This is a genomic window from Arthrobacter sp. YAF17, assembly GCF_052113365.1.
In the GTDB taxonomy this organism is placed as follows: Bacteria; Actinomycetota; Actinomycetes; order Actinomycetales; family Micrococcaceae; genus Arthrobacter.
In genome coordinates this window covers 115241-135184 of the sequence record NZ_JBFRDB010000011.1, presented here as the reverse complement: position 1 = coordinate 135184, position 19944 = coordinate 115241, and the positions used below count along the sequence as shown (strand labels likewise).

12 protein-coding genes and 1 pseudogene are annotated in these 19944 nt (G+C 68.7%); 5 read left to right on the top strand and 8 right to left on the bottom strand.

Annotated features, from left to right (window positions below):
- Window positions 1–184: 184 nt before the first annotated feature.
- The 5 genes from AB4Y67_RS11045 to AB4Y67_RS11025 form a co-directional block, all read right to left on the bottom strand.
- On the bottom strand, window positions 185–2011 hold the full coding sequence (locus AB4Y67_RS11045) for an ABC-F family ATP-binding cassette domain-containing protein (RefSeq protein WP_441405810.1): 1827 nt from the start codon (window positions 2009–2011) through the stop codon (window positions 185–187).
- A gap of 106 nt (window positions 2012–2117) precedes the next feature.
- Complete coding sequence (locus AB4Y67_RS11040) at window positions 2118–3080, bottom strand: 4-(cytidine 5'-diphospho)-2-C-methyl-D-erythritol kinase (protein ID WP_441405809.1); 963 nt, start codon at window positions 3078–3080, stop codon at window positions 2118–2120.
- An 81-nt stretch (window positions 3081–3161) separates the two neighbouring features.
- Window positions 3162–4001, bottom strand: a complete 840-nt coding sequence (rsmA, locus tag AB4Y67_RS11035) for a 16S rRNA (adenine(1518)-N(6)/adenine(1519)-N(6))-dimethyltransferase RsmA (RefSeq protein ID WP_441405851.1) — start codon at window positions 3999–4001, stop codon at window positions 3162–3164.
- A gap of 244 nt (window positions 4002–4245) precedes the next feature.
- Window positions 4246–5421 (bottom strand): ubiquitin-like domain-containing protein, encoded by a 1176-nt coding sequence (locus AB4Y67_RS11030; protein WP_441405808.1) that lies wholly within the window; start codon window positions 5419–5421, stop codon window positions 4246–4248.
- Window positions 5422–5702: 281 nt separating this feature from the next.
- Entirely contained in the window at window positions 5703–6590 is an 888-nt protein-coding gene (locus AB4Y67_RS11025; protein WP_441405807.1) for a TatD family hydrolase, read from the bottom strand.
- A 441-nt stretch (window positions 6591–7031) separates the two neighbouring features.
- Between AB4Y67_RS11025 and AB4Y67_RS11020 the strand changes: the two genes are divergently transcribed.
- The 3 genes from AB4Y67_RS11020 to AB4Y67_RS11010 are packed head-to-tail and all read left to right on the top strand — an operon-like array spanning window position 7032 to window position 12111.
- A complete protein-coding gene (locus AB4Y67_RS11020; RefSeq protein WP_441405850.1) occupies window positions 7032–8072 on the top strand; it encodes an AAA family ATPase in 1041 nt (346 codons plus the stop codon).
- A gap of 11 nt (window positions 8073–8083) precedes the next feature.
- Complete coding sequence (locus tag AB4Y67_RS11015) at window positions 8084–9592, top strand: DUF58 domain-containing protein (protein WP_441405806.1); 1509 nt, start codon at window positions 8084–8086, stop codon at window positions 9590–9592.
- The gene (locus AB4Y67_RS11010; protein WP_441405805.1) at window positions 9589–12111 is read left to right on the top strand and encodes a transglutaminase family protein; all 2523 of its coding nucleotides are present in this window, start codon (window positions 9589–9591) and stop codon (window positions 12109–12111) included. The genes AB4Y67_RS11015 and AB4Y67_RS11010 overlap by 4 nt, the downstream gene beginning before the upstream one ends.
- A gap of 25 nt (window positions 12112–12136) precedes the next feature.
- Here AB4Y67_RS11010 and AB4Y67_RS11005 read toward each other — a convergent pair whose 3' ends face one another.
- Both AB4Y67_RS11005 and rsmI read right to left on the bottom strand, forming a co-directional pair.
- Entirely contained in the window at window positions 12137–13636 is a 1500-nt protein-coding gene (locus AB4Y67_RS11005; RefSeq protein ID WP_441405804.1) for an NAD-dependent succinate-semialdehyde dehydrogenase, read from the bottom strand.
- A gap of 191 nt (window positions 13637–13827) precedes the next feature.
- Window positions 13828–14688: a 16S rRNA (cytidine(1402)-2'-O)-methyltransferase gene (rsmI, locus tag AB4Y67_RS11000; protein WP_441405849.1), complete on the bottom strand. Its 861-nt coding sequence runs from the start codon at window positions 14686–14688 to the stop codon at window positions 13828–13830.
- Between the two features lie 206 nt (window positions 14689–14894).
- Here rsmI and AB4Y67_RS10995 point away from each other — a divergent pair, with 206 nt between their 5' ends.
- Both AB4Y67_RS10995 and AB4Y67_RS10990 read left to right on the top strand, forming a co-directional pair.
- A complete protein-coding gene (locus tag AB4Y67_RS10995) occupies window positions 14895–16607 on the top strand; it encodes a dolichyl-phosphate-mannose--protein mannosyltransferase (protein ID WP_441405803.1) in 1713 nt (570 codons plus the stop codon).
- Window positions 16608–16665: 58 nt separating this feature from the next.
- A pseudogene (locus tag AB4Y67_RS10990) lies at window positions 16666–18477 on the top strand (AMP-dependent synthetase/ligase); the annotation flags it as partial.
- A gap of 28 nt (window positions 18478–18505) precedes the next feature.
- On the opposite strand, the gene AB4Y67_RS10985 reads toward AB4Y67_RS10990, so the two are convergent.
- Complete coding sequence (locus AB4Y67_RS10985; RefSeq protein ID WP_441405802.1) at window positions 18506–19930, bottom strand: TIGR01906 family membrane protein; 1425 nt, start codon at window positions 19928–19930, stop codon at window positions 18506–18508.
- Between the last annotated feature and the right edge of the window lie 14 nt (window positions 19931–19944).

The window sequence follows — 19944 nt, the reverse complement described above, 5'->3', positions numbered from 1 at the left end:
GGAGCGCATCGCGGCGCATCGGGACGCGGAGGTCGCCCAGCGACCGGAACGTCCCCTTTGCGTCGTAAGCGTCGTCCCGCGGGCCCCGACGCGAGCTTGCGAGTGTTGGGAAGGGACTTACGCGCTAAGCGACGCGGAAGGACCGGCTCCGGCACCCAACCCAGCCAGAAGCCAGCTGTGACACCTATTCGCCGAGGACTTCCAGGGCTCCCAGCCATTCGAGCTCGAGGGTTTCGCGTTCGACGGAGAGATCCTTGAGCTGCTTGTTGAGCCCGGCGAGCTGGCCGACGGCGGAGGGGTCGGCGGCTGCGGCGGTCATCTGGGCGTGGATCTTGTCTTCCTGCTGTTTGAGCTTGCCCAGCTGGCGGTCGATCCGGTTCTTGGCCTTACGGGCGTCCCGCTTCTCGGCTTCCGAGGGGCCGGCTACGGTAGCGGCGCCGCCGCTGGCGGCGGTGACGGGGTTGCCACCGCCGGTGATGGTGGAGCCGGCCATCGCCGCTTCGCGCAGTTCCAGGTACTGGTCGACGCCGCGGGGCAGGGCGCGGATCTTGCCGTCGCCGAGGAGCGCCATCTGGTGGTCTGTGACGCGTTCCAGCAGGTAGCGGTCGTGGCTGACGACCACGAGCGTGCCCGGCCAGCCGTCCAGGACGTCCTCGACGGCGGCGAGGGTGTCGGTGTCGAGGTCGTTGGTGGGCTCATCGAGCATCAGCACGTTGGGCTCCCCCACGAGCAGGCGCAGGAGCTGGAGCCGCCGGCGTTCGCCACCGGAGAGGTCCTTGACCGGGGTCCACTGCTTCTCGTTGGTGAAGCCGAGCTGCTCCACGAGCTGGCCGGCGGTGAATTCCTTGCCGCCGACGTTGAAGGAGCGCTTTTCGCGTTCGATCACTTCGATCACGCGCAGGTCCGAGACGTCGTCGAGCTCCTTGACCTCCTGGGTGAGGACCGCGGTGACCACCGTCTTGCCGCGTTTGACCTTGCCGGAGCTGGGCTGGATTTCGCCGTTGAGGAGCTTCAGCAGGGTGGTCTTGCCGGCGCCGTTGACGCCCACGAGGCCCAGCCGCTCACCCGGCGCAAGCCGCAGGGTGATGTTGTCGAAGAGCTTCTGCCCGGCGTCGCCACCAAGGAAGTCGAGGGAGACGTTCTCGAGGTCCAGGACGTCCTTGCCGAGCCGGGCGGTGGCCATCTTGCTCAGCGCCGTCGAGTCGCGCGGCTCGGGGACATCGGCGATCAGGGCGTTGGCCGCCTCGATCCGGAACTTGGGCTTGGCCGTGCGGGCCGGCGCGCCGCGGCGCAGCCAGGCGAGCTCCTTCTTGACGAGCTGCTGGCGCTTGCTTTCCACAACCGACGCCGAGCGGTCGCGTTCGGCGCGGGCCAGCACATAGGCGGCGTATCCGCCGTCGAACGGGTCCATGATGCCGTCGTGGATTTCCCACGTCTTGTTGCAGACTTCATCGAGGAACCAGCGGTCGTGGGTGACCACCAGGAAGGCGCCCTGGTTGGCCCGCCACCGGGTCTTCAGGTGCCGGGAAAGCCACGCGACGCCTTCGACGTCGAGGTGGTTGGTGGGCTCGTCGAGCATGATGACGTCGTGGTCCTCGATCAGCAGCTTCGCCAGCGCCACACGCCGCTTCTGCCCGCCGGAGAGCGCATGGACGTTGGCGTGCCAGTCGACGTCGGACACGAGTCCGCCCATGACTTCGCGGATCTGGGGATTGCGGGCCCATTCATAGTCAGCCTGGTCCCCCACGATTGCCGCGCCGACGGTGAGGTCGCCGTCGAGTACGTCGCTCTGGTCCAGGTAGCCGATGTTGACTTCGCTGCGCTTGGTCACCCGGCCGGAGTCCGGGGTGGAGCGCATCGCCAACAGCCGCATGAGGGTTGACTTTCCGTCGCCGTTGCGGCCCACCATGCCGATCCGGTCGCCCTCTTCAAGGCCGAGGGTGATGCCATCGAGGACGGTACGGGTTGCATACGAGACCGTGAGGTTCTCGCCGCCGAGCAGGTGTGCCACTGGGAACTGCTTTCCTAGAGAAAAATGACAAGCGAAATATCGAGCAAAAGTTGGTCAGGCCGGATCGGCCCGAGGCAAATACGTCGTGCGGAAGACGACGAACCTATTAAAGGAGCGTATCGGAGATGATGCGTGCCCCGTGAACCGGACCGTGCACCGCCATGGCGTCGAGGCCGTGGTGCCGGAGGTCTTCGGCCAGGCCCTCGGCCGCCGCGGGGCTGTGTGCCAGCAGCGCGACCGTCGGTCCGGAGCCGGAGACAATTCCGGCGATCGCCCCCAGGGATTCACCGAGCCCGAGTGTCTCCCGGAGGCTGGGCGCCAGCTCAATGGAGGCGCGTTGGAGGTCGTTGATCAGCGCCCGGCTCAGGGCGTCGGCGTCACCGCTGCGCAGGGCGTGGAGGATCATCGGGTCCACGCCCGTGGGTTCGTCGGCCAGTGCCCCCTCGGCCGCGCGCAGCCGGTCCAGGGTCCGGTAGACCTCCGGGGTGGGCAGGCCGAAGTCCGCTGACACCAGGACCCAGTCGGTCTGGGCTTTGACGAGGGCCGGCGAGAGTTCGTCGCCCAAACCGAGTCCGACAGCGGTTCCGCCGAGCAGGGAGAACGGCACGTCGGCGCCGAGTTCCGCGGCAAGGTGGGCGAGTTCGTCGCGGGACAGCCCGCTGTTCCACAGCGCGTCACAGGCGAGCAAGGTGGCTGCCGCGTCGGCTGAGCCGCCTCCCATGCCGCCGGCCACGGGCACCCGCTTCGTGATTTCGAGGTGCACGCCGGTGGAGTGCTCGGAGACGTCGGTCATGATGGCGGCGGCCTTGTAGGCCAGGTTGCGCTCATCGAGGGGAATGTCGACGCCGTCGAGGTCGAGGGTGCTAGCCGGGCTGATGCTGACGGTTATTTCCCCGGTGTCCGTGCTCGTGGCGGCAACTTCTTCGTAGAGCGAGACGGCGAGATAAACGCTGGCCACCGAGTGGTAGCCGTCCGGCCGCAGGGGGCCCACATCCAGTGAGACGTTTACCTTACCGGGAGCCTTGACCCGGACAGTCCTCGCGGCAAAGCGCCCTCTCACTGCGTTCATGGCTCCACGCTATGGCATGGCAGGGTCAGGCTCCAAGCACAGCCTCTGGGCGGGTTCTCCGTCCGGGAACTGCCGCGGCGCTCACTGAACCGGCAGTGCCCGTGCTTCGGCGATCCGGGAAAACGCCGCAATGTCGATCACTTCGCCCCGCGCCGTGGGATCGACGCCTGCGGCCCGAAGGCACCGCTCGGCCTCCGCCGCGCTGCCGGCCCATCCGGCCAGTGCGGCGCGGAGGGTCTTGCGGCGCTGGGCGAAGGCGGCATCGATGACGGCGAACACCTGTTCCCGGGTGGCAGTGGTGACGGGTGGTTCCCGGCGGGTGAACGCCACGAGGCCGGAGTGGATCTTGGGTGCTGGCCAGAAAACGTTCATGCCGATGACGCCGGCCTTGCGCATGCTGCTGTACCAGGCCGCCTTGACCGAGGGCACGCCGTAGGTTTTGGACCCGGGCCCGGCTGCGAGCCTGTCGGCAACCTCGTCCTGGACCATGACCAGTCCGTGGCGGAGGCTCGGGAAGTGCTGCAGGAGGTGCAGGACCACCGGGACGGCAACGTTGTACGGGAGGTTTGCCACGAGCGCTGTCGGCTGCACGGGGAGTTCGGTGACGCGCATGGCATCGGCCAGGACAAGGTGGAAATTCCCGGCGGCTTTCGGCCGCCACTGGGCGACGGTGGCGGGGAGCTTGCCCGCGAGGACCGGATCGATTTCGACGGCGACAACCGAGCGGGCGGCATCCAGCAGGCCCAGGGTGAGCGACCCCAGCCCCGGCCCCACCTCCAGGACGATCTCGTCCGGGTGGATGTCGGCGGCAGCGACGATCCTGCGGATAGTGTTGCCGTCAATAACAAAGTTTTGGCCGAGGGTCTTGGTGGGCCGGACCCCGATCTCCTCTGCCAGCCGGCGGATGTCCGAGGCTCCCATCAGCGGGGCGGGTGCGTTCGCTGGCGTGCCGCCGGGAGCAGTGATCGGCGTACTGCCTGGCGCGGAGGGGGTCGGTTCAGTCACCTAGGTATCCTATCCCGTTGCCCATGCCGGGCATGGCGAAGGCCGGGCCCGGAAATCCGGACCCGGCCTGTGCCGGGCGTCCGCAGCCGTGGTCAACTGCTGCGGACGCCGTGGAGAGTCAATCCCCCTCAGCCGGAGCCGGAGGGTCTGGCGTGTGCCTCTAGCGTGAGGCTGCCCAACCGCAGCCCCACGGCTGCAGGCCGCGCTGTGCGTAGACCCGGTTGGCGATGTCGATCTGCTGGGCCTTGGTGGCCAGGCTGGCGTTCGGGGCGTACGCGCCGCCACCGGAACCGAGCCAGGTCCGGATGTCGAACTGCAGGCCGCCGTAGTAGCCGTTGCCGTTGTTGATGGACCAGTTGCCGGTGGACTCGCACTGCGCGATCTTGTCCCACATGGCCTCGTTCATCATGGCGGGGGCTCCGGCGCCGGTGTTCGCGCCGGCCTGGGCTGCAGCCTTGGGCTTGGTGCCGACGGTGACCTTCTCGGTGACCGGCTGGGTGCTGACGGACTGGGCAACCAGTGTGCGGGAGGCTTCTCGGCCGTCGACGAGCACGAGCTTGAAGCTCTTGTTGATGCTCCCGGCCACACCACGCTGGGTCACTTTCTTCTCGCCCTTGGTCATCGCGGCGTCTTCCGTGGTGAGGGTTTCAAACGGGACGGCCGCGGTCTCGTCCGCCGTCTTGCTGGCGTCCACGCGGGAAACCTTGATCACCATGTCATTGACAACCGGCGCGTTGCCCGGCTGCGAGACGCGGTCGCTGGCGCCCAGCGTGATACCGGCGTCGGCGAGCAGCTGGGAGACGTCGGCGGCCGTCGTTGTGGTCTTGGCGGCCTTGCCGTCAGCAACGACGCTCACGGTCTTCGGCGTCGAGATGGAAACGAAGGAACCGGAGACGGCGAGCTGCGCTTCCTTCGGAACGGACAGTTCCGAGGCGCTGGCGACGCCGAGTTCCGTCACGAGGCCTTCGACCGTGGGGGCAGTGGTGTTGATGGTCCGTTCCGCGCCGTCCAGGCTGACCTTGACGGCCTTGGCGAGGTTGACGTTGATGACGGACCCGTCCTGGACATGGGAGTCAGCTGCAGGCGTGACCCTGTCGGCGGCCTGGAGTTCGAGGTTGGCACCCTTCACGACCTGGCCGACAGTGCCGCCGAAGGTCTGGACGGAACTCACTTTGCCGTCAACGTTGAGGGTGACTGTCTTGTTGTTGCCCACGAAGGCGACGAGTCCCAGCACGAGCGCCGCAAGAACGACGAGCTGAGTGCCGACCTTGACGAAGCTGAACTTGCCATCCGATGTAAAGAACTTGACCACGATTGCCCGTATCTTTTGGACCATCCGGGCACGGGGAAAAGCGCACAGATTCACCCGCCGCGGACAGCCTTGAGGCAGCACCGCGGGGGTGCGTTATGTCCGCGACAGCTGTGTGCACTGCCACACTCACAAACGAGAGCGCGCCCATGGTTCGTTGGCCACGATGCGCGCCCTGCAGGAGTGAAATTATCCGAAGGCCTTCCCCGACCCCGGCTAATAGTTGTCCACTGTAACCGGAGCGTTATAAAGCAACCAACAAATCGTGCATACCGGGTATCTAGCGATCCACGTTTACTTTCGTCACATCAGTCCCAGGACCCGTATGCCTGCACGGTATTTCCGGCGATTCGCGCACACAGTTCCGAGAGCTCCCATCCAGTCAATTCGGCCATCGCCCGGACGGTGTAGGGCACCATGTAGCTCGCGTTTGGCCGCCCCCGGTGGGGGTGAGGCGTGAGGAACGGGGCGTCGGTTTCAACAAGGATCCGTTCCGGCTCGGCGATGGCGAGCGCGGCACGCAGGTTGGCGGCGTTCTTGAACGTCAGTGTCCCCGCGAAGGACATGTACCAGCCCTCGCTGTTGCAGATCCGGGCCAGCTCGTCCCCGCCGGAGAAGCAGTGGAACACCACCCGTTCAGGGGCGCCTTCCTCCCGCAGAACCTGGACGACGTCGTCGTGGGCGTCACGGTCGTGGATCTGCAGCGTCAGCCCGAGGCGCTTGGCAATATCGATGTGCCGGCGGAAGGAATAGCGCTGGTGGGCCAGCCCCTCGCCCTCCGTTCGGAAGAAATCCAGTCCGGTCTCGCCGATGGCCCGGATCCGCGGGTGTGCCGCGAGGGCTTCGATCTCGGCCAAGGCCGCCTCGAGTTCGCCGCGGGCGGCGTACTCCGGAGCGTCATTGGGGTGCAGCGCGACGGCACCCAGGAGCCGTGTATCCAGCTCGACCGCCTGCACCGTAAACCTGGACGATTCGAGGTCGCACCCCACCTGCACGGCACCCCGGACCCCGACGGCCTCGGCGGCATCCAGGGCGTCGCCAATGCCGACCTTCAGTCCCTCCGTGGGGAAATCCAGGTGTGTGTGGTTGTCCATGACCGCAACCGGAAGCGGCTCCGGCGCCGGCGGGTAGCCCTGCCTGCCGGCGCCGTCACTGCCGGGCGCGCGGAACGGGACGGGAGTCAGCGGATTGCACATCTTTCTACCCTATCGGCGGTCCTCCGGCCGGCTGTACCCGGCCCGCGGGGCGGAGTTAACCTGCCCGCGCCATTTCCCGAGCCGTTACCCGCACCGCTTCCCTGTGGGGGCCGGCAGATATTTCACCGGAACTCTCTGTCAGGCCCGGCAGTTATGTTAGTACTCTGTTATAAACACTGGCTATTACAACGGATGTAAACAATGGTCAGAGAACAGACGGCTAGGAACACAGACGGTCAGGAACACAGGCAACCACCCGACGAGTGGGCCGGCACGCTCCATGCCGATCCGTCCCGGGAAACCACCAGGGCTGAAAGGCTACCGATGGACTACCACCGCATCTCCCTAGACGAAGCCCTCCCTGAGGGCCAGGGCCTCAGGGAAGATTCAGCCGTGACCTCACGCCCGGGTACCCGGCGTCCGGCCCAGCCGCCGGCGGCCATGGATGCGGAGGCGTTCAGCTCCGCCAGCGAGCGCATCCTGACCGCAATTAACACCGTGATCGATGGCAAGGCGGAAGCGGCCAAACTGGCCCTGACCGTGCTGCTGGCACAGGGCCATCTGCTCCTTGAGGACGTCCCGGGCGTCGGCAAGACGCTGCTGGCGAAGACACTGGCCCGCACGATCGACTGTTCCGTGAGCCGCATCCAGTTCACCCCCGACCTGCTGCCCTCCGATGTCACGGGCGTGTCCATCTACAACCAGGCCTCCCGGTCCTTCGAGTTCCGGCCCGGAGCGGTGTTCGCGAACATCGTCATCGGAGACGAAATCAACCGTGCGTCGGCCAAGACGCAGTCCGCGCTCCTGGAATGCATGGAGGAACACCAGGTCACCGTGGACGGCAAGTCCTACAAGCTCGATGAGCCCTTCATGGTGGTGGCCACCCAGAACCCGATTGAGATGGAGGGCACCTACCCGCTCCCGGAGGCGCAGCGGGACCGTTTTATGGCACGGATCTCCATGGGGTACCCGGACAAGGACGCCGAGATGGAAATGCTGGAAACCCACCAGTCGACGTCCCCGCTGACCAAGGTCACCGCCGTCGTCACCGCCGGCGAGGTCGCGTCCATGATCGCGACGGTGCGGCAGGTCTATGTCTCCCAGTCGATCAAGGAATACACCGTGTCCCTGGGCCGCGCGACGAGGGACAGCGGGATGCTCCGGCTCGGCGCCAGCCCCCGGTCCATGCTCCAGCTGCTGCGCGCGGCGAAGGCCACCGCGGCCCTGGAGGGCCGGGACTTTGTGCTGCCGGACGACGTCGTCAGCGTTGCCGAATCCGTCCTGGCCCACCGGATCATTTTGGACCGCAAAGCTGCGAGCACCGGCGAGACCGCGCAGAGCGTGATCCGTGCCGTGCTGGCGAAGCTCCCGGTCAGCCCGGAGATGGCGGCGGCGGCGCCCGCATCCGCCGGCCGTGCCGCCCGTGACAAGGCTGCCGCCATGGCGGCCGCCCCGGCGGCCACACTGCCGAACAGCCGCTAGGTGGCCTTGCCGTGGCGCTGATCGACCGGTTCCCGAGGCACATCTTCACATCCCGCGGCTGGGGCCTGCTGGGCGCGGGCGCGGTTTTCCTGCTCGCGGCCCAGGTGATGGGACGCCGGGACCTGCTGGCGCTGGCTGTCCTGCTGTTTGCCCTGCCGGTGCTTTCGCTGGCAGGAACCCGGGTACTCAAGCCGAATTTCCAGGTCTACCGGGAATTCAACCCCGCCAGTGTGGAAACTGCGGCCACGACGACGGTCCGACTGGCCGTCGCCCGCACCGGATTTGGTTCCGGCCACGCCCTCATGGAGGAACACCTGCCTCCCCGGTTCGGCGAATCCCCGGTATTCCGGTTCCCGGCGCGGTCGTCCACGGGCGGGGCCAGCCGGTATGAATACCATTTGCGGTCCGGCAAACGCGGCCAGTTCGTTATCGGGCCCGTCACGGCCGAGTTCAGCGACCCTTTCGGGCTGTCCCTGCACCGCCACGCCATCGACGCCGGCGACATCCTCACCGTGACGCCCGCCGCCGTCGAACTGCCCGTGACCGGGCTGGCCGGCGCCCGGGGGCACGACGGCGTCACCGCCACCCGCGTCCGGGCCAACCCGAGCGACGACGACGTCATGACCCGGGAATACCGTCACGGCGATCCCATGCGCCGCGTGCATTGGGCCGCGACGGCACGGCACGGGGAGCTGATGGTCCGCCAGGAGGAGTCCGTCACGACTCCCGAGGCAACCATCATCCTCGACCAGCGGTTCCCGGCCTTCACCCGAGGCGCATTTTCTGCCGGCTCGAATTCACATCCCCGCCTCCCCTTCGGCGCCGGCCCGCGAGGGACCGGTTCCCGCGTACCCGATCAGCTTGGCGCTGGAGTCCCGGACGGCCACGACCTCATCACCAGCGACTCCTTCGAGTGGGCCGTGACGGCCGCGATGTCCATCGGCGCCCATCTGTCCGAGCGGAGCTACGCGCTGCGTTTCCTCGACGCCGCCGGCGAGCCCGCATTCCAGCATTCGCCGTCAGCACCCGAGCCGGAGGCCGAGGAGTTCATCGGCGCTTCCGGGCTGCAGTCCGTCGCCGAGAGCCTCGCAGCGATCCAGCTGACCGGGTCCCACCACCGCAGGGACGCCAGGGACGCAGGCTCCCCCCGGGCGCGCGGCCGCCACCCCCTGGGGGCGGAGGCCGGCCCGCAGCCGTTCGACGACCGGCTCATGGACAAACTGGCGGCCCACCGGATGCGGGGGCCGGTGCTGGCGATCCTGGGAAACCTCACGCCGGCCGAGGCCCGCGCGTTGTCCCCGGCTGCCGGCTTTGCCGCTAACGCGTTCGCCCTGGTCGTCACGGAGGGGTCCCGGGAACTCGACGACGTGCTCGAAACCCTCCGGCTCGGCGGTTGGCGGGCGGTCGCCGTGACCCCCTCGGCGTCCCTGCCCGCGGCGTGGGCGGCCTTCGACGAGGGCGGGGCCGAGACGCTGTCGGCTGCAACCGATGTGCGGCGCGGCGCGGGGGTCCGGCCATGACACTGACACCACAACGCAGCGCGCACTCCGGCCAGCCCGGAGTGTCCGCCGGCGGCGGCGCCCCTCCGGGGCCGGGTTCCTTCCCGGGGACCCGGAGAGCCCGGACGAAGGTCGGCGCACAGCCCTGGCTCATGGCCCTCGCCGTGGCAGTCGCCGTCGGAGGTGCGGCGCTGAGCCTGAACGGCGTGCTGCGGGGATGGGCCTGGTACTCCCCCGTCCTCTCGACGGTCCTCACGGTGGCGTTCACCCTGGCCGGCCTCCGCGCGCTCCGGTGGCGCAGCGTGTTCGTGATGGCCGGTGCGCTGGGGGCGCTTGCGCTGATCCTGACGTTCACCTTTTTCCGCCCGCAAAGCATCCTTGGCTTCATTCCCTCGGGCGCCACCATGACGCAGCTGGGACGGTACGTTCGCCGGGCCAGTGAGACGGTGCTCGGGGAAAGCGCGCCGGTGGCCCCGAATGCCGGGATCGTCCTGCTGGTCTGCGCCGCCCTGGGGCTGCTGGTGATCCTGGTCGATGCCCTCGCCTATCCCCTGGCGATGCCGGCCACGAGCGGCCTCGGGATCCTCGCCATCCTGATCGTTCCCGCGATGATCAAGCCGCAGAGCGTCGGCGCGCTGGGCTTCGCCGCGGCCGCCGCCGGCTACCTCCTGATCCTCGGCTGCAGCCACTGGTTCGCGCCCGACCCGCGGACCGGCGCCGACACCGCGCGAAATCCTGGCCAGTTCCGGCGCGGGGCCGTGATAGGCGCCGTGGCGCTGACGGTCACCCTGCTGCTCCAGCTGGTGGTCCCGGGGTTCGACCAGGGGACGTTCCCGCAAGGCTCGCGGCTGAACCCCTTCGGCAGCGCCTCGGGGCTCAACCCGATGATCAGCCTTGGCAACAGCCTGCGCAGCCCCACCGGCGACGGCCGCATCACCTTTGCCACGAACGCGCCCAGCACCCCTTACTTGCGTTCCGTGACCGTGGACAATTTCAACGGCGACAACTGGGCACCGGATGACCGCGACGATACGCGCCGGATGGGCACGGGGCGGATGGACCCGGGCTTCGAGTCCATCGCCACGGAGGTCCGGGTGGTCACCGCGGTCAACACCGGCCAGTTCACCAGTCCCTACCTGCCGGCGCCCTACGCCCCGGAGGCAGTCAACGGCCTCAGCGGCCGCTGGAGCTGGGATCCGGCCACCCTGAGCATCAAGGGGGTCGACGCCAACACCCGTGACCAGCAGTATGTGGTGCTCTCGGTCGCCCCGCAGCTCACCCCGGACCTGCTGGCCCAGGCCACGGGCCCGGCGCAGGGAGTCCCTGAGCAGTTCATCCGGACGCCGGACAACGTCCCCGAGATCGTGCGCACCACCGCCGATGCCGTGACCGCCGGAAGCACCACTGCGTACGCACGGGCCATGGCCATCCAGCGTTACCTGCGCTCCGTCGATTTCACGTATTCCCTGCAGTCCCCGGTGCAGGGCGGCTATGACGGCAACGGACTGTCCGTACTGGCGGACTTCCTGACCCAAAAGAGCGGATACTGCATCCATTTCGCTTCGGCCATGGCCGTGATGGCCAGGCTGGAAGGCATCCCCAGCCGCATCGCCGTGGGCTATGCCCCCGGGCGGTCAACGGGCGCCACAGTCTCTATCGGCGGCCAGGGTGCCCTGCCGGAATATGAGGTCGATGCCCGGGATGCCCATGCGTGGCCGGAACTGTACTTCCAAGGATTGGGCTGGGTCCCCTTCGAGCCGACCCCTTCGCGCGGAGTGGTCCCGTCCTATGCCACGGAAGCCCAGGCGCCCAGCGGCGCCAGCACGAACGAAAACAACGATGGCCTCCTCCCGGGCAACTCCGCCAACCCCACGCCGCTGCCCAACGTGGCGCCGCTGCCGCTCCCGGGCTCGGCCCCGCAGGCGGACCCGGTTAGCGTGATGTTGCCCGTGCTCTACTCCGCCGGGGCACTGCTGTTCCTCGGCCTGGTGCTGGCGTCGCCGCACCTGGCGCGGACGGCACTCCGCCGCCGCCGGCTCAACGGTGCCCGGGGACACGGCGCAGCAGCGTTGCAGGCCTGGGCGGAGCTGCGTGACCTCGCCATGGATTACGGTGTGGCGCCACAGACCAGTGAGACTCCGCGTCATTTCTCCGAACGGCTGCGCGCTGCGGGGGCCCTCGGAGAGCCCGGAGGCGTGGACGCGGACAGCCACCAGGCCGTCAAATCCCTCACGGTGGACTTCGAACGCCGGCAATACGGACGCCCGCCGTCCGGGCCCGACGGCGACGCCACCCCGGAACCGTCGGGGGCCCACCGGATCGCAGCGGTCAGCGCCGCGCTGCGCTCCCATGCCGGTCCGCTGGTGCGGTTCCGTGCGGCGTGGCTTCCGCCCTCCATCATGGCCGCCTGGCGGCGGGCCGCCACGGCGCCGTTCCGCGCCGCGCGCCGCACAGCACAGAGCACCCGGCGCGGCCTGGCACGGGCCTGGTCAAGGACCCGCGGGGCGGTGCGCCGGGTGCGCTGGCTGCGCCGGAGCTGAAAAGGCTTGCCGGCAGCCGGGGTTCTTAGCCGGCGTAGGGGTCGGCGATGCCGATGTACTGGGTGTAGAGGTATTCCTCGATGCCCTCGAGGCCGCCTTCGCGGCCCAGGCCGGACTGCTTGACCCCGCCAAAGGGTGCCGCGGCGTTCGAGACCACGCCGGCGTTCAGGCCCAGCATGCCGGTCTCGAGGCGTTCACCCATCCGGATCCCGCGGTTCAGGTCCCGCGTGAAGACGTAGGCCACCAGGCCGTACTCGGTGTTGTTCGCGAGCCGGATGGCCTCGTCCTCGGAGTCGAAGGTGATGATCGGCGCGACCGGCCCGAAGATCTCCTCGGACAGGATCCGGGTGCCCTCGGTGACGCCCTTGAGGATCGTGGGCTGGTAGAAGTAGCCCGGACCCTCGACCGCGGCGCCGCCGATCACGGCCACCGCACCGGCGGACACGGCATCGGAGACGAGCTCGTGGACCTTGTCCCGGCTCTTGGCATCGATCAGCGGGCCGACCTTGGACTCCGCCTCGGTGCCGCGGGCGGTGGTCATGCCGGCCATCTTCGCGGCGAACTTCTCCGCGAACTCATCCGCGACGGACTCGTGCACGATGAACCGGTTGGCCGCGGTGCAGGCCTCGCCCATGTTCCGCAGCTTCGCCAGCATCGCCCCCGCGACGGCGGCGTCGACGTCGGCGTCCTCGAACACCACGAACGGGGCGTTCCCGCCGAGCTCCATCGACGTCCGCAGGACCGTCTCCGAGGCGTCCGAGAGCAGCCGGCGGCCGACCTCGGTGGACCCGGTGAAGGACAGCTTCCGGAGCCGGGAGTCCTTGATCAGCGGCCCCGTGGTGGCGCCGGCCGTGGAGGTCGGGATGACATTGAGCACGCCCGCGGGCAGCCCGGCCTCCAGCATCACGGCGGCGAACAGCTGGGACGTCAGCGGAGTCAGGTTCGCGGACTTCAGCACCATCGTGCAGCCCGCGGCGACCGCGGGGGCGACCTTGCGGGTGGCCATGGCCAGCGGGAAGTTCCACGGCGTGATGAGCAGGCACGGGCCCACCGGCTTCTTCGTCACCAGCAGCCGGGACTTCCCGTCCGGGGACACCGAATACCGGCCGAAGGCGCGCACGGCCTCCTCGGAGAACCAGCGCAGGAACTCCGCGCCGTAGGTGACCTCGCCGCGGGCCTCGGCCAGCGGCTTGCCCATCTCCAGCGTCATCAGCAGCGCGAAGTCCTCGGCCCGTTCAGTGACGAGTTCGAAGGCGCCGCGCAGGATCTCCCCGCGCTCCCGCGGGGGAACCTTCGCCCAGGATTCCTGCGCGGCGGCCGCGGCATCCAGCGCCGCCGCCCCGTCTTCCGGGCCGGCGTCGGCGAGGCTCAGCAGGACCTTGCCGGTCGAGGGATCCTCCACGTCGAAGGTCTTCCCGGACGCGGCCGGGCGCCACCGGCCGTCGATCAGCAGACCTGTGGGAACAGTGGCCAGCAGGGCGCTCTCGCGCTCGGCGGTAACAATGGGCTGGGCAGTTACAGTCACGGTTGACTCCCTCGTCAGCGGTTGGGTGAATGGGTTGGGATTCAGCACTGTCCGAATGACCATTCGGATGCACTGGATTTACTGCCACGGTACTGCCGGATTCTCCGGGCTGTCTACGCATCCCCGCACTACGTCGCGCGGGGTTCGCTGTGCAGGTGCACAGCAGGCGTTCCGGCCGCGGGCCGGCCCGGCTACCGGGCTGCGAGCACGGCGGAGTAGAGTTCCCGCTTGCTGACCCGGGCATCCTCGGCCACGGCCGCGACAGCCTCCTTGAGCCGGATTCCCTGCGCAATCAGCGCGTTGACGTCCGCCACGTGGTCTTCCGCTTTGCCCGGCTCCCGCTCAGGGGCGCCGCCCACGACTACGGCGATCTCGCCGCGCACCTCGCTGGATTCGGCCCACTCCAGCAGTTCGCGCAGGGTGCCGCGGATGACCTCTTCGTAGGTCTTGGTCAGTTCCCGGCAGACGGCGGCACTCCGGTCCGCGCCGAACCGTTCACGCAGCGCACGGAGCATGGGTTCCAGCCGGTGCGGTGCCTCGAAAAAGACCATGGTGCGGCGCTCGGCGTCGAGATCGGCGAGGCGGGAGGACCGTTCTCCGGCCTTGCGGGGCAGGAACCCCTCGAAACAGAAGCGGTCGGTCGGCAGGCCGGAGAGCGCGAGGGCGGTGAGCACCGCCGACGGTCCGGGAGCCGCTGTGACCGTCAACCCCGCGGCCACGGCACCCTCGACCAGGCGGAAGCCGGGGTCCGAGACAGACGGCATGCCGGCGTCGGTCACCATCACCAGGGTCTTGCCGGCGCGCACCTGGTCCAGCAGGTCGCCGGTCTTGGCGGCCTCGTTGTGCTCGTGGTAGCTGATGATCCTGCCCGCCACGGTGATGCCGAGGTTCTGGACCAGGCGGTGCAGCCGCCGGGTGTCTTCGGCGGCGACGATGTCCGCCGTCGTCAGCAGCTCGACCAGCCGGTACGTGGCGTCGCCGACGTTGCCGATCGGGGTCGCGGCCAGCACAATCCGCCCGGGACCGCCGCTTTGGGCCGCCGGCGCCGTCAGGGGGCTTTCACCGGGACCGGCGCCATCCTCGACGTCGTCGGGCAGCCCCGGGGCGTCGCCGGAAAGATTTGGGGAGGTGCTGAGTTGAGGGTCCACACGACCAGCCTACTGCCGGCACCTCACGCAGGCCGACGGACCCGGGTGGTGAACCTGGCTGACGAACCGGGCGAACGGCACGGCCGGAGACCACAGCCGCAAAAGGTAGCATGGGCATCGTGACGCAGACCCCCACGCGGCCTGTCGACGCCGGTTCCACCGGATCGGCGCCCTCAGCCACCAGCCCCGGACGCAACCTGGAGGGGCACCGCTGGATCAGCCGCCCGGCGGAAGCATTCACGCCCGAGGCCCTGAAGGGCCGCCTGATCGGCAACATCCGGAGCTGGCGGGACTATCCGCCCCCGCTCCGGCTGTGGTTCTGGCTCATACCGGTCATCACCGCGGCCCTCGGCGGAATCCTGCGCTTCGTCCGGCTGGATTCGCCCCGAAACCTGGTCTTCGATGAAACCTACTACGTCAAGGACGGCTACTCGTTCCTGGTCAGCGGCTACGAACGGGCATGGCCGGACAAGGCCAATGACGCCTTCATCGCGGGCAATCCCGGTGTACTGCTGCCCGGCCCCGAGTACGTGGTCCACCCGCCGGTCGGGAAATGGATGATCGCCGCCGGCATGTGGCTGTTCGGCGCGGACAATCCCTTCGGCTGGCGGTTCGGGGCGGCCCTGACAGGCACCCTGTCCATTTTCCTGCTGGCCCTGATTGCCCAGAAGCTCTTCCGCTCGCTGACCCTCGGGGCGGTGGCCGGTGTGCTGCTGGCCGTGGACGGCCACCATCTGGTGATGTCCCGGACCTCCCTGCTGGATATCTTCCTGATGTTCTGGGTTCTCGCCGCGTTTGGCGCCCTGCTGATGGACCGCGACGACGGCCGCCGCCGGCTTGCAAGGCGGCTGGGCCGGCAGGCCGCAGCTTCGCCGGACGGGCGGCCCGGCCTGCTCCAACTGGCGTCTGGCCCCTGGCTGGGCATCCGCTGGTGGCGCCTGGCGGCCGGGGTGTGCCTCGGACTGGCTGTCGGCACAAAATGGTCGGCGCTGTTCTTCCTGGCCGGATTCGGGCTGCTGACGGTTTTCTGGGACCTGAGCGCGCGCCGGATCGCTGGAATCCATGGCTGGATCAGCGGCGGGATCCTCAAGGACGGCATTCCGGCCTTTCTCAGCATCGTCCCGGTGGCCGCGCTGGTGTACGCCGCCAGCTGGACCGGCTGGTTCCGCTCCAAGGACGCTTACTTCCGGAACTGGGCCGAGACGGTTCCCTCGGCGGAATGGGGCTGGCTGCCCAACGCCGTCCGGTCCCTCGCGCACTACCATCTGGAAGCCTACAAGTTCCACCAGGGGCTCAGCTCGGACCACCCGTACGAGGCCAGCGCCTGGAGCTGGCTGGTGCTTGGCCGGCCCACGTCGTTCTTCTACGAATCCCCCAAGCAGGGCAGCCCGGGGTGCGATACCGCCAGCTGCACAACGGCGATCCTGTCCGTCGGCAACCCCGTCATCTGGTGGAGTGCCGCCGTCTGCCTGGGCGTGCTGCTCTTCTGGTGGGCCGGGCGCCGCGACTGGCGTGCGGGCGCCGTCCTCGCGGCCGTGGCCGCAGGTTACCTGCCCTGGTTCCTGTACCCGGAACGCACCATGTTCTTCTTCTACGCCGTGTCCTTTGAGCCCTTCCTGATCCTGGCCCTCGCCTACGGGCTGGGCCTTGTCCTGGGACAGCGCACGGACCCGCCGTGGCGCCGGCGTTCCGGACTCCTCCTCGTGACCCTCTTTGTGGTCACGGCCGTGGTCGTCTCGGCCTTCTTCTATCCGGTGTGGACCGCCGAGACCATCACCTACCAGGATTGGCGGTTCCGGATGTGGATGCCGTCCTGGATCTAGGGCAGGATTGCAGGGGACGTCCGCCGGCACGAGGCGGACCCGGAATGGAGAAACGGCTGTGAGAGAAGCAAGCACCGGACTGCTCGTCGAGCTCGATCCGGGCAGCAACGTAACGGACCTGCTCCTGGAGCAGCACGCCAAGGACCCGGTGCACGCCCTCTACTCCCGCAAAGGACCGGCCGGCTGGGCCGATGTCACCGCACAGCAGTTCCTGGACCAGGTGCGGGCACTCGCCAAGGGCCTGATTGCAGGCGGCATCACCCCCGGGGAAACCGTGGCGGTAATGTCAGCCACCCGGTATGAGTGGACCGTGGTGGACTTTGCCATCTGGTTCGCCGGCGGCGTCGCCGTTCCCATCTATGAAACGTCCTCGGCCAGCCAGATCGAATGGATCCTGCACGACTCGGCGGCGCGGCGCATCTTCGCGCAGGACGAGGCAAAGGCCGGCCTGGTCCAGGGGGTACTGGACAGCTCCGGGCTGCTGGGCGACACCATTCTCCCCGTCGTGCGGATGGACTACGACGGCGACGCCCCCAACCTCGCCAGCCTGGCCGCGGCCGGCACCGGAGTCGGCGACGCCGAACTGGAGCGGCACCGGTCCGCGGCCGGGCTCGCGGACGTTGCCTCACTCGTTTACACGTCCGGAACCACGGGCCGGCCCAAGGGCTGCGAAGTCACGCACGGGAACTTCGCCCTGGTCGCGAGGAACATTGTGCTGTTCCTTCCGGAGATCCTGCTGCAGCCCCGCACCCGGACCCTGATGTTTCTCCCGCTGGCCCACGTCCTGGCCCGCGCTGTCCAGGTGATCTGCCTGAGCGCCGGGACAACTGTGGGCCACACCGCCACCGCCAAGGAACTGCTGGAGGACCTGGCCAGCTTCAAGCCATCGTTCCTGCTGGTGGTGCCCCGGATCTTCGAGAAGGTCTACGCCGGCGCCGCCCACAAGGCGGCCCTCGCGGGGAAGGAACGCCTGTTCGAGGCGGCCGCCGCCGTCGCCATCGACTACTCCAGGGCCCTCGACGCTGCCGCGCGCGGCGACGGCGCCGGCCCCGGACTGGTGACCCGGGCCAAGCATGCCCTCTTCGACCGGCTGCTGTACCCCAAGCTGCGCCAGGCTTTCGGCGGCCAGCTCCACTACACCGTTTCGGGGGCAAGCCCGCTGAGCCCCCACGACGCGCACTTCTTCCGCGGCGCCGGCATCCCCGTCCTCGAAGGCTACGGCCTCACCGAAACCACGGCACCGTGCACGGCCAACACGCCGACGCGGTCCAAGGTGGGCACTGTCGGCATCCCGGTGCCCGGAACCACCATCCGGGTCGCCGAGGACGGCGAGATCCTGGTCAAGGGCATCGGCGTCTTCAAGGGCTACCACAACAACGCCGCGGCCAATGCGGAGGCGTTTGTGGACGGGTTCTTCCGGACCGGCGACCTCGGGTCGCTGGACCAGGACGGCTTCCTGACGATCACCGGCCGGAAGAAGGACCTGCTGGTCACGGCCGGCGGCAAGAACGTCGCCCCCGGGCCTCTTGAGGAGAAGATCCGCGAACACGAACTGGTTCTGCAGGCTGTGGTAGTCGGCGACGGCAGGCCCTTCGTGTCGGCCCTGATCAACCTGGACCCGGACGGACTGGAAAACTGGTGCGCCGTGCACAAAGTGCCCGTGATGAGCCCCGCCGAGGCCAAGGGCAACGACCTGGTCCGCGTGGCCCTGCAGCGCGCCGTGGACGAGGCCAACGCCCTTGTCTCCCAGGCCGAATCCATCCGCAGCTTCGTTGTGCTGGACGCCGACTTCACCGAGGAGTCGGGGCACCTGACCCCTTCGCTGAAACTCAAGCGCGCCGCCGTCGTCCGTGACTTCGCGGCACAGATCAATGCCTGCCGGGTGTGGGTTCCTGCGCCTAGACGGTGCTGGAGTGACCCCGCATCGGCGTGCCGCGCGTCCCGGAGTCCGGGCTCCCCGAATCCCCGGTCCCCGAGGAGGCTGTGCCGGGGCGGTTCACTGCCGACGCCGCCGTGGCGGTGTTTCCGGCGGCCGGATCCACAGTTTCATCCACCGTTTCTTCAGTGGCGGACGCGTCCGCGGTGGCTCCGCCGCCGGCGGTGGATCCTCCGGACTTGCCTGTCCTTTCCCGGCGGAAGCGGGACCGCTTGGCGGGGACAGCGGCTTCGGGGTCGGCTTCAGTCGGTTCGTCCCCCGCCGGATCCGTTTCCACGTCCGCGGCACCCTTTTTCGGCAGCCCGCGGCGCTTGCGCGTCGGCCAGGTGAGGACGAGCGTGACGAGTGAGGCGATCAGCACCAGGCCGGCGACTACGATCCCGCCGTCTACCCAGAACTGGCCCGGGAAGAGCCGGATCAGGGTGTCCTGCAGCGCGAACGTCCAGGTGCCGCTGGCGAAGAAGACGCTGTGGAACTGGGCGAAGAACTGTTCCCAGCCAAGCGCGGCCAGCACGCCCAGGCTGATGATGATGACGAGGGTGATGATGGACCCTGCGAAAAGCCCGCGCCGGACTCCCCCGGGGCTGCGGCGCCGCAAGTAAATCACGGCGATCAGGCTGAGCAGGATCAGCACGGCTCCGGCGCCGAAGGCGGACAGGATGACGACCTTGACGTCGGCCATGTGGCTGACTTCGCCTTCCCCGAACAGCTTGTCGCCGCTGCGGTTGACGAGTTCGCCAAGGTACCGCGGTCCAGACCAGTTGCTGAGGTAGTCCACGGCATACGAGCCGTACGTCATGCGGTCGTCGCTGCTGAAGCCATAGCCGTCGCCCGGAAAACCCGGACGGTTGTATTCCACCCAGAGGAACAGGGGGCTGGCGACGGCGCGGACTGCCAGCACCAGCAGGATGACCGGGAAGCACACGGCCAGCAGGACCTGCATCACGCGCGGGACTACCGGCTTGGCGTTCGCCGCGTGTTCCCGTTCGGCGTTCCGGCGTTGAACTTCCTCCTCCGGCGGGCGGACCTGCAGCGCGGAGGTGGGCAGCGGCTCACTGAAGTGCGCGCCRTTGCCCCTGGGAGCCGGTTCGACGGCGGCTTCCGCGGCTTTGCGGTCCGCGCGGCTGCCGGCCTGGCGGCCGCCCGCCGTCGTGGTGGAGGGCGTGGTTGGGGACGGCGTGGACAGGGACGGCGCCGTTGCCGCCGGCGCGGCCGCGGTGTCCGGAGCGTTGCCGGCATCCGTACCTGCTGCGCCGGCAGAAGACGCGGCGGGGCGCTTGTCCGCGGAGCTCGGCTTCATCCAGTCGAACGCGGGTTCGTCAGCGTCATCAGCCGGATCCAGTTGCGGATCCTGCCGATTCGGAGGGGTGGGACTTGAGTCAGTCACTGCAGCTTCGCTTC

Bases quoted from the DNA above. Each gene is read 5' to 3' on its own strand.
- rsmA (WP_441405851.1), bottom strand. From the start codon at position 4,001: ATGGGAGCCTCGGACATCCGCCGGCTGGCAGAGGAGATCGGGGTCCGG.
- AB4Y67_RS10995 (WP_441405803.1), top strand. From the start codon at position 14,895: ATGGGCATCGTGACGCAGACCCCCACGCGGCCTGTCGACGCCGGTTCC.
- AB4Y67_RS11030 (WP_441405808.1), bottom strand. From the start codon at position 5,421: ATGGTCCAAAAGATACGGGCAATCGTGGTCAAGTTCTTTACATCGGAT.
- AB4Y67_RS11025 (WP_441405807.1), bottom strand. From the start codon at position 6,590: ATGTGCAATCCGCTGACTCCCGTCCCGTTCCGCGCGCCCGGCAGTGAC.
- AB4Y67_RS11010 (WP_441405805.1), top strand. From the start codon at position 9,589: ATGACACTGACACCACAACGCAGCGCGCACTCCGGCCAGCCCGGAGTG.
- AB4Y67_RS11040 (WP_441405809.1), bottom strand. From the start codon at position 3,080: ATGAACGCAGTGAGAGGGCGCTTTGCCGCGAGGACTGTCCGGGTCAAG.
- AB4Y67_RS11020 (WP_441405850.1), top strand. From the start codon at position 7,032: ATGGATGCGGAGGCGTTCAGCTCCGCCAGCGAGCGCATCCTGACCGCA.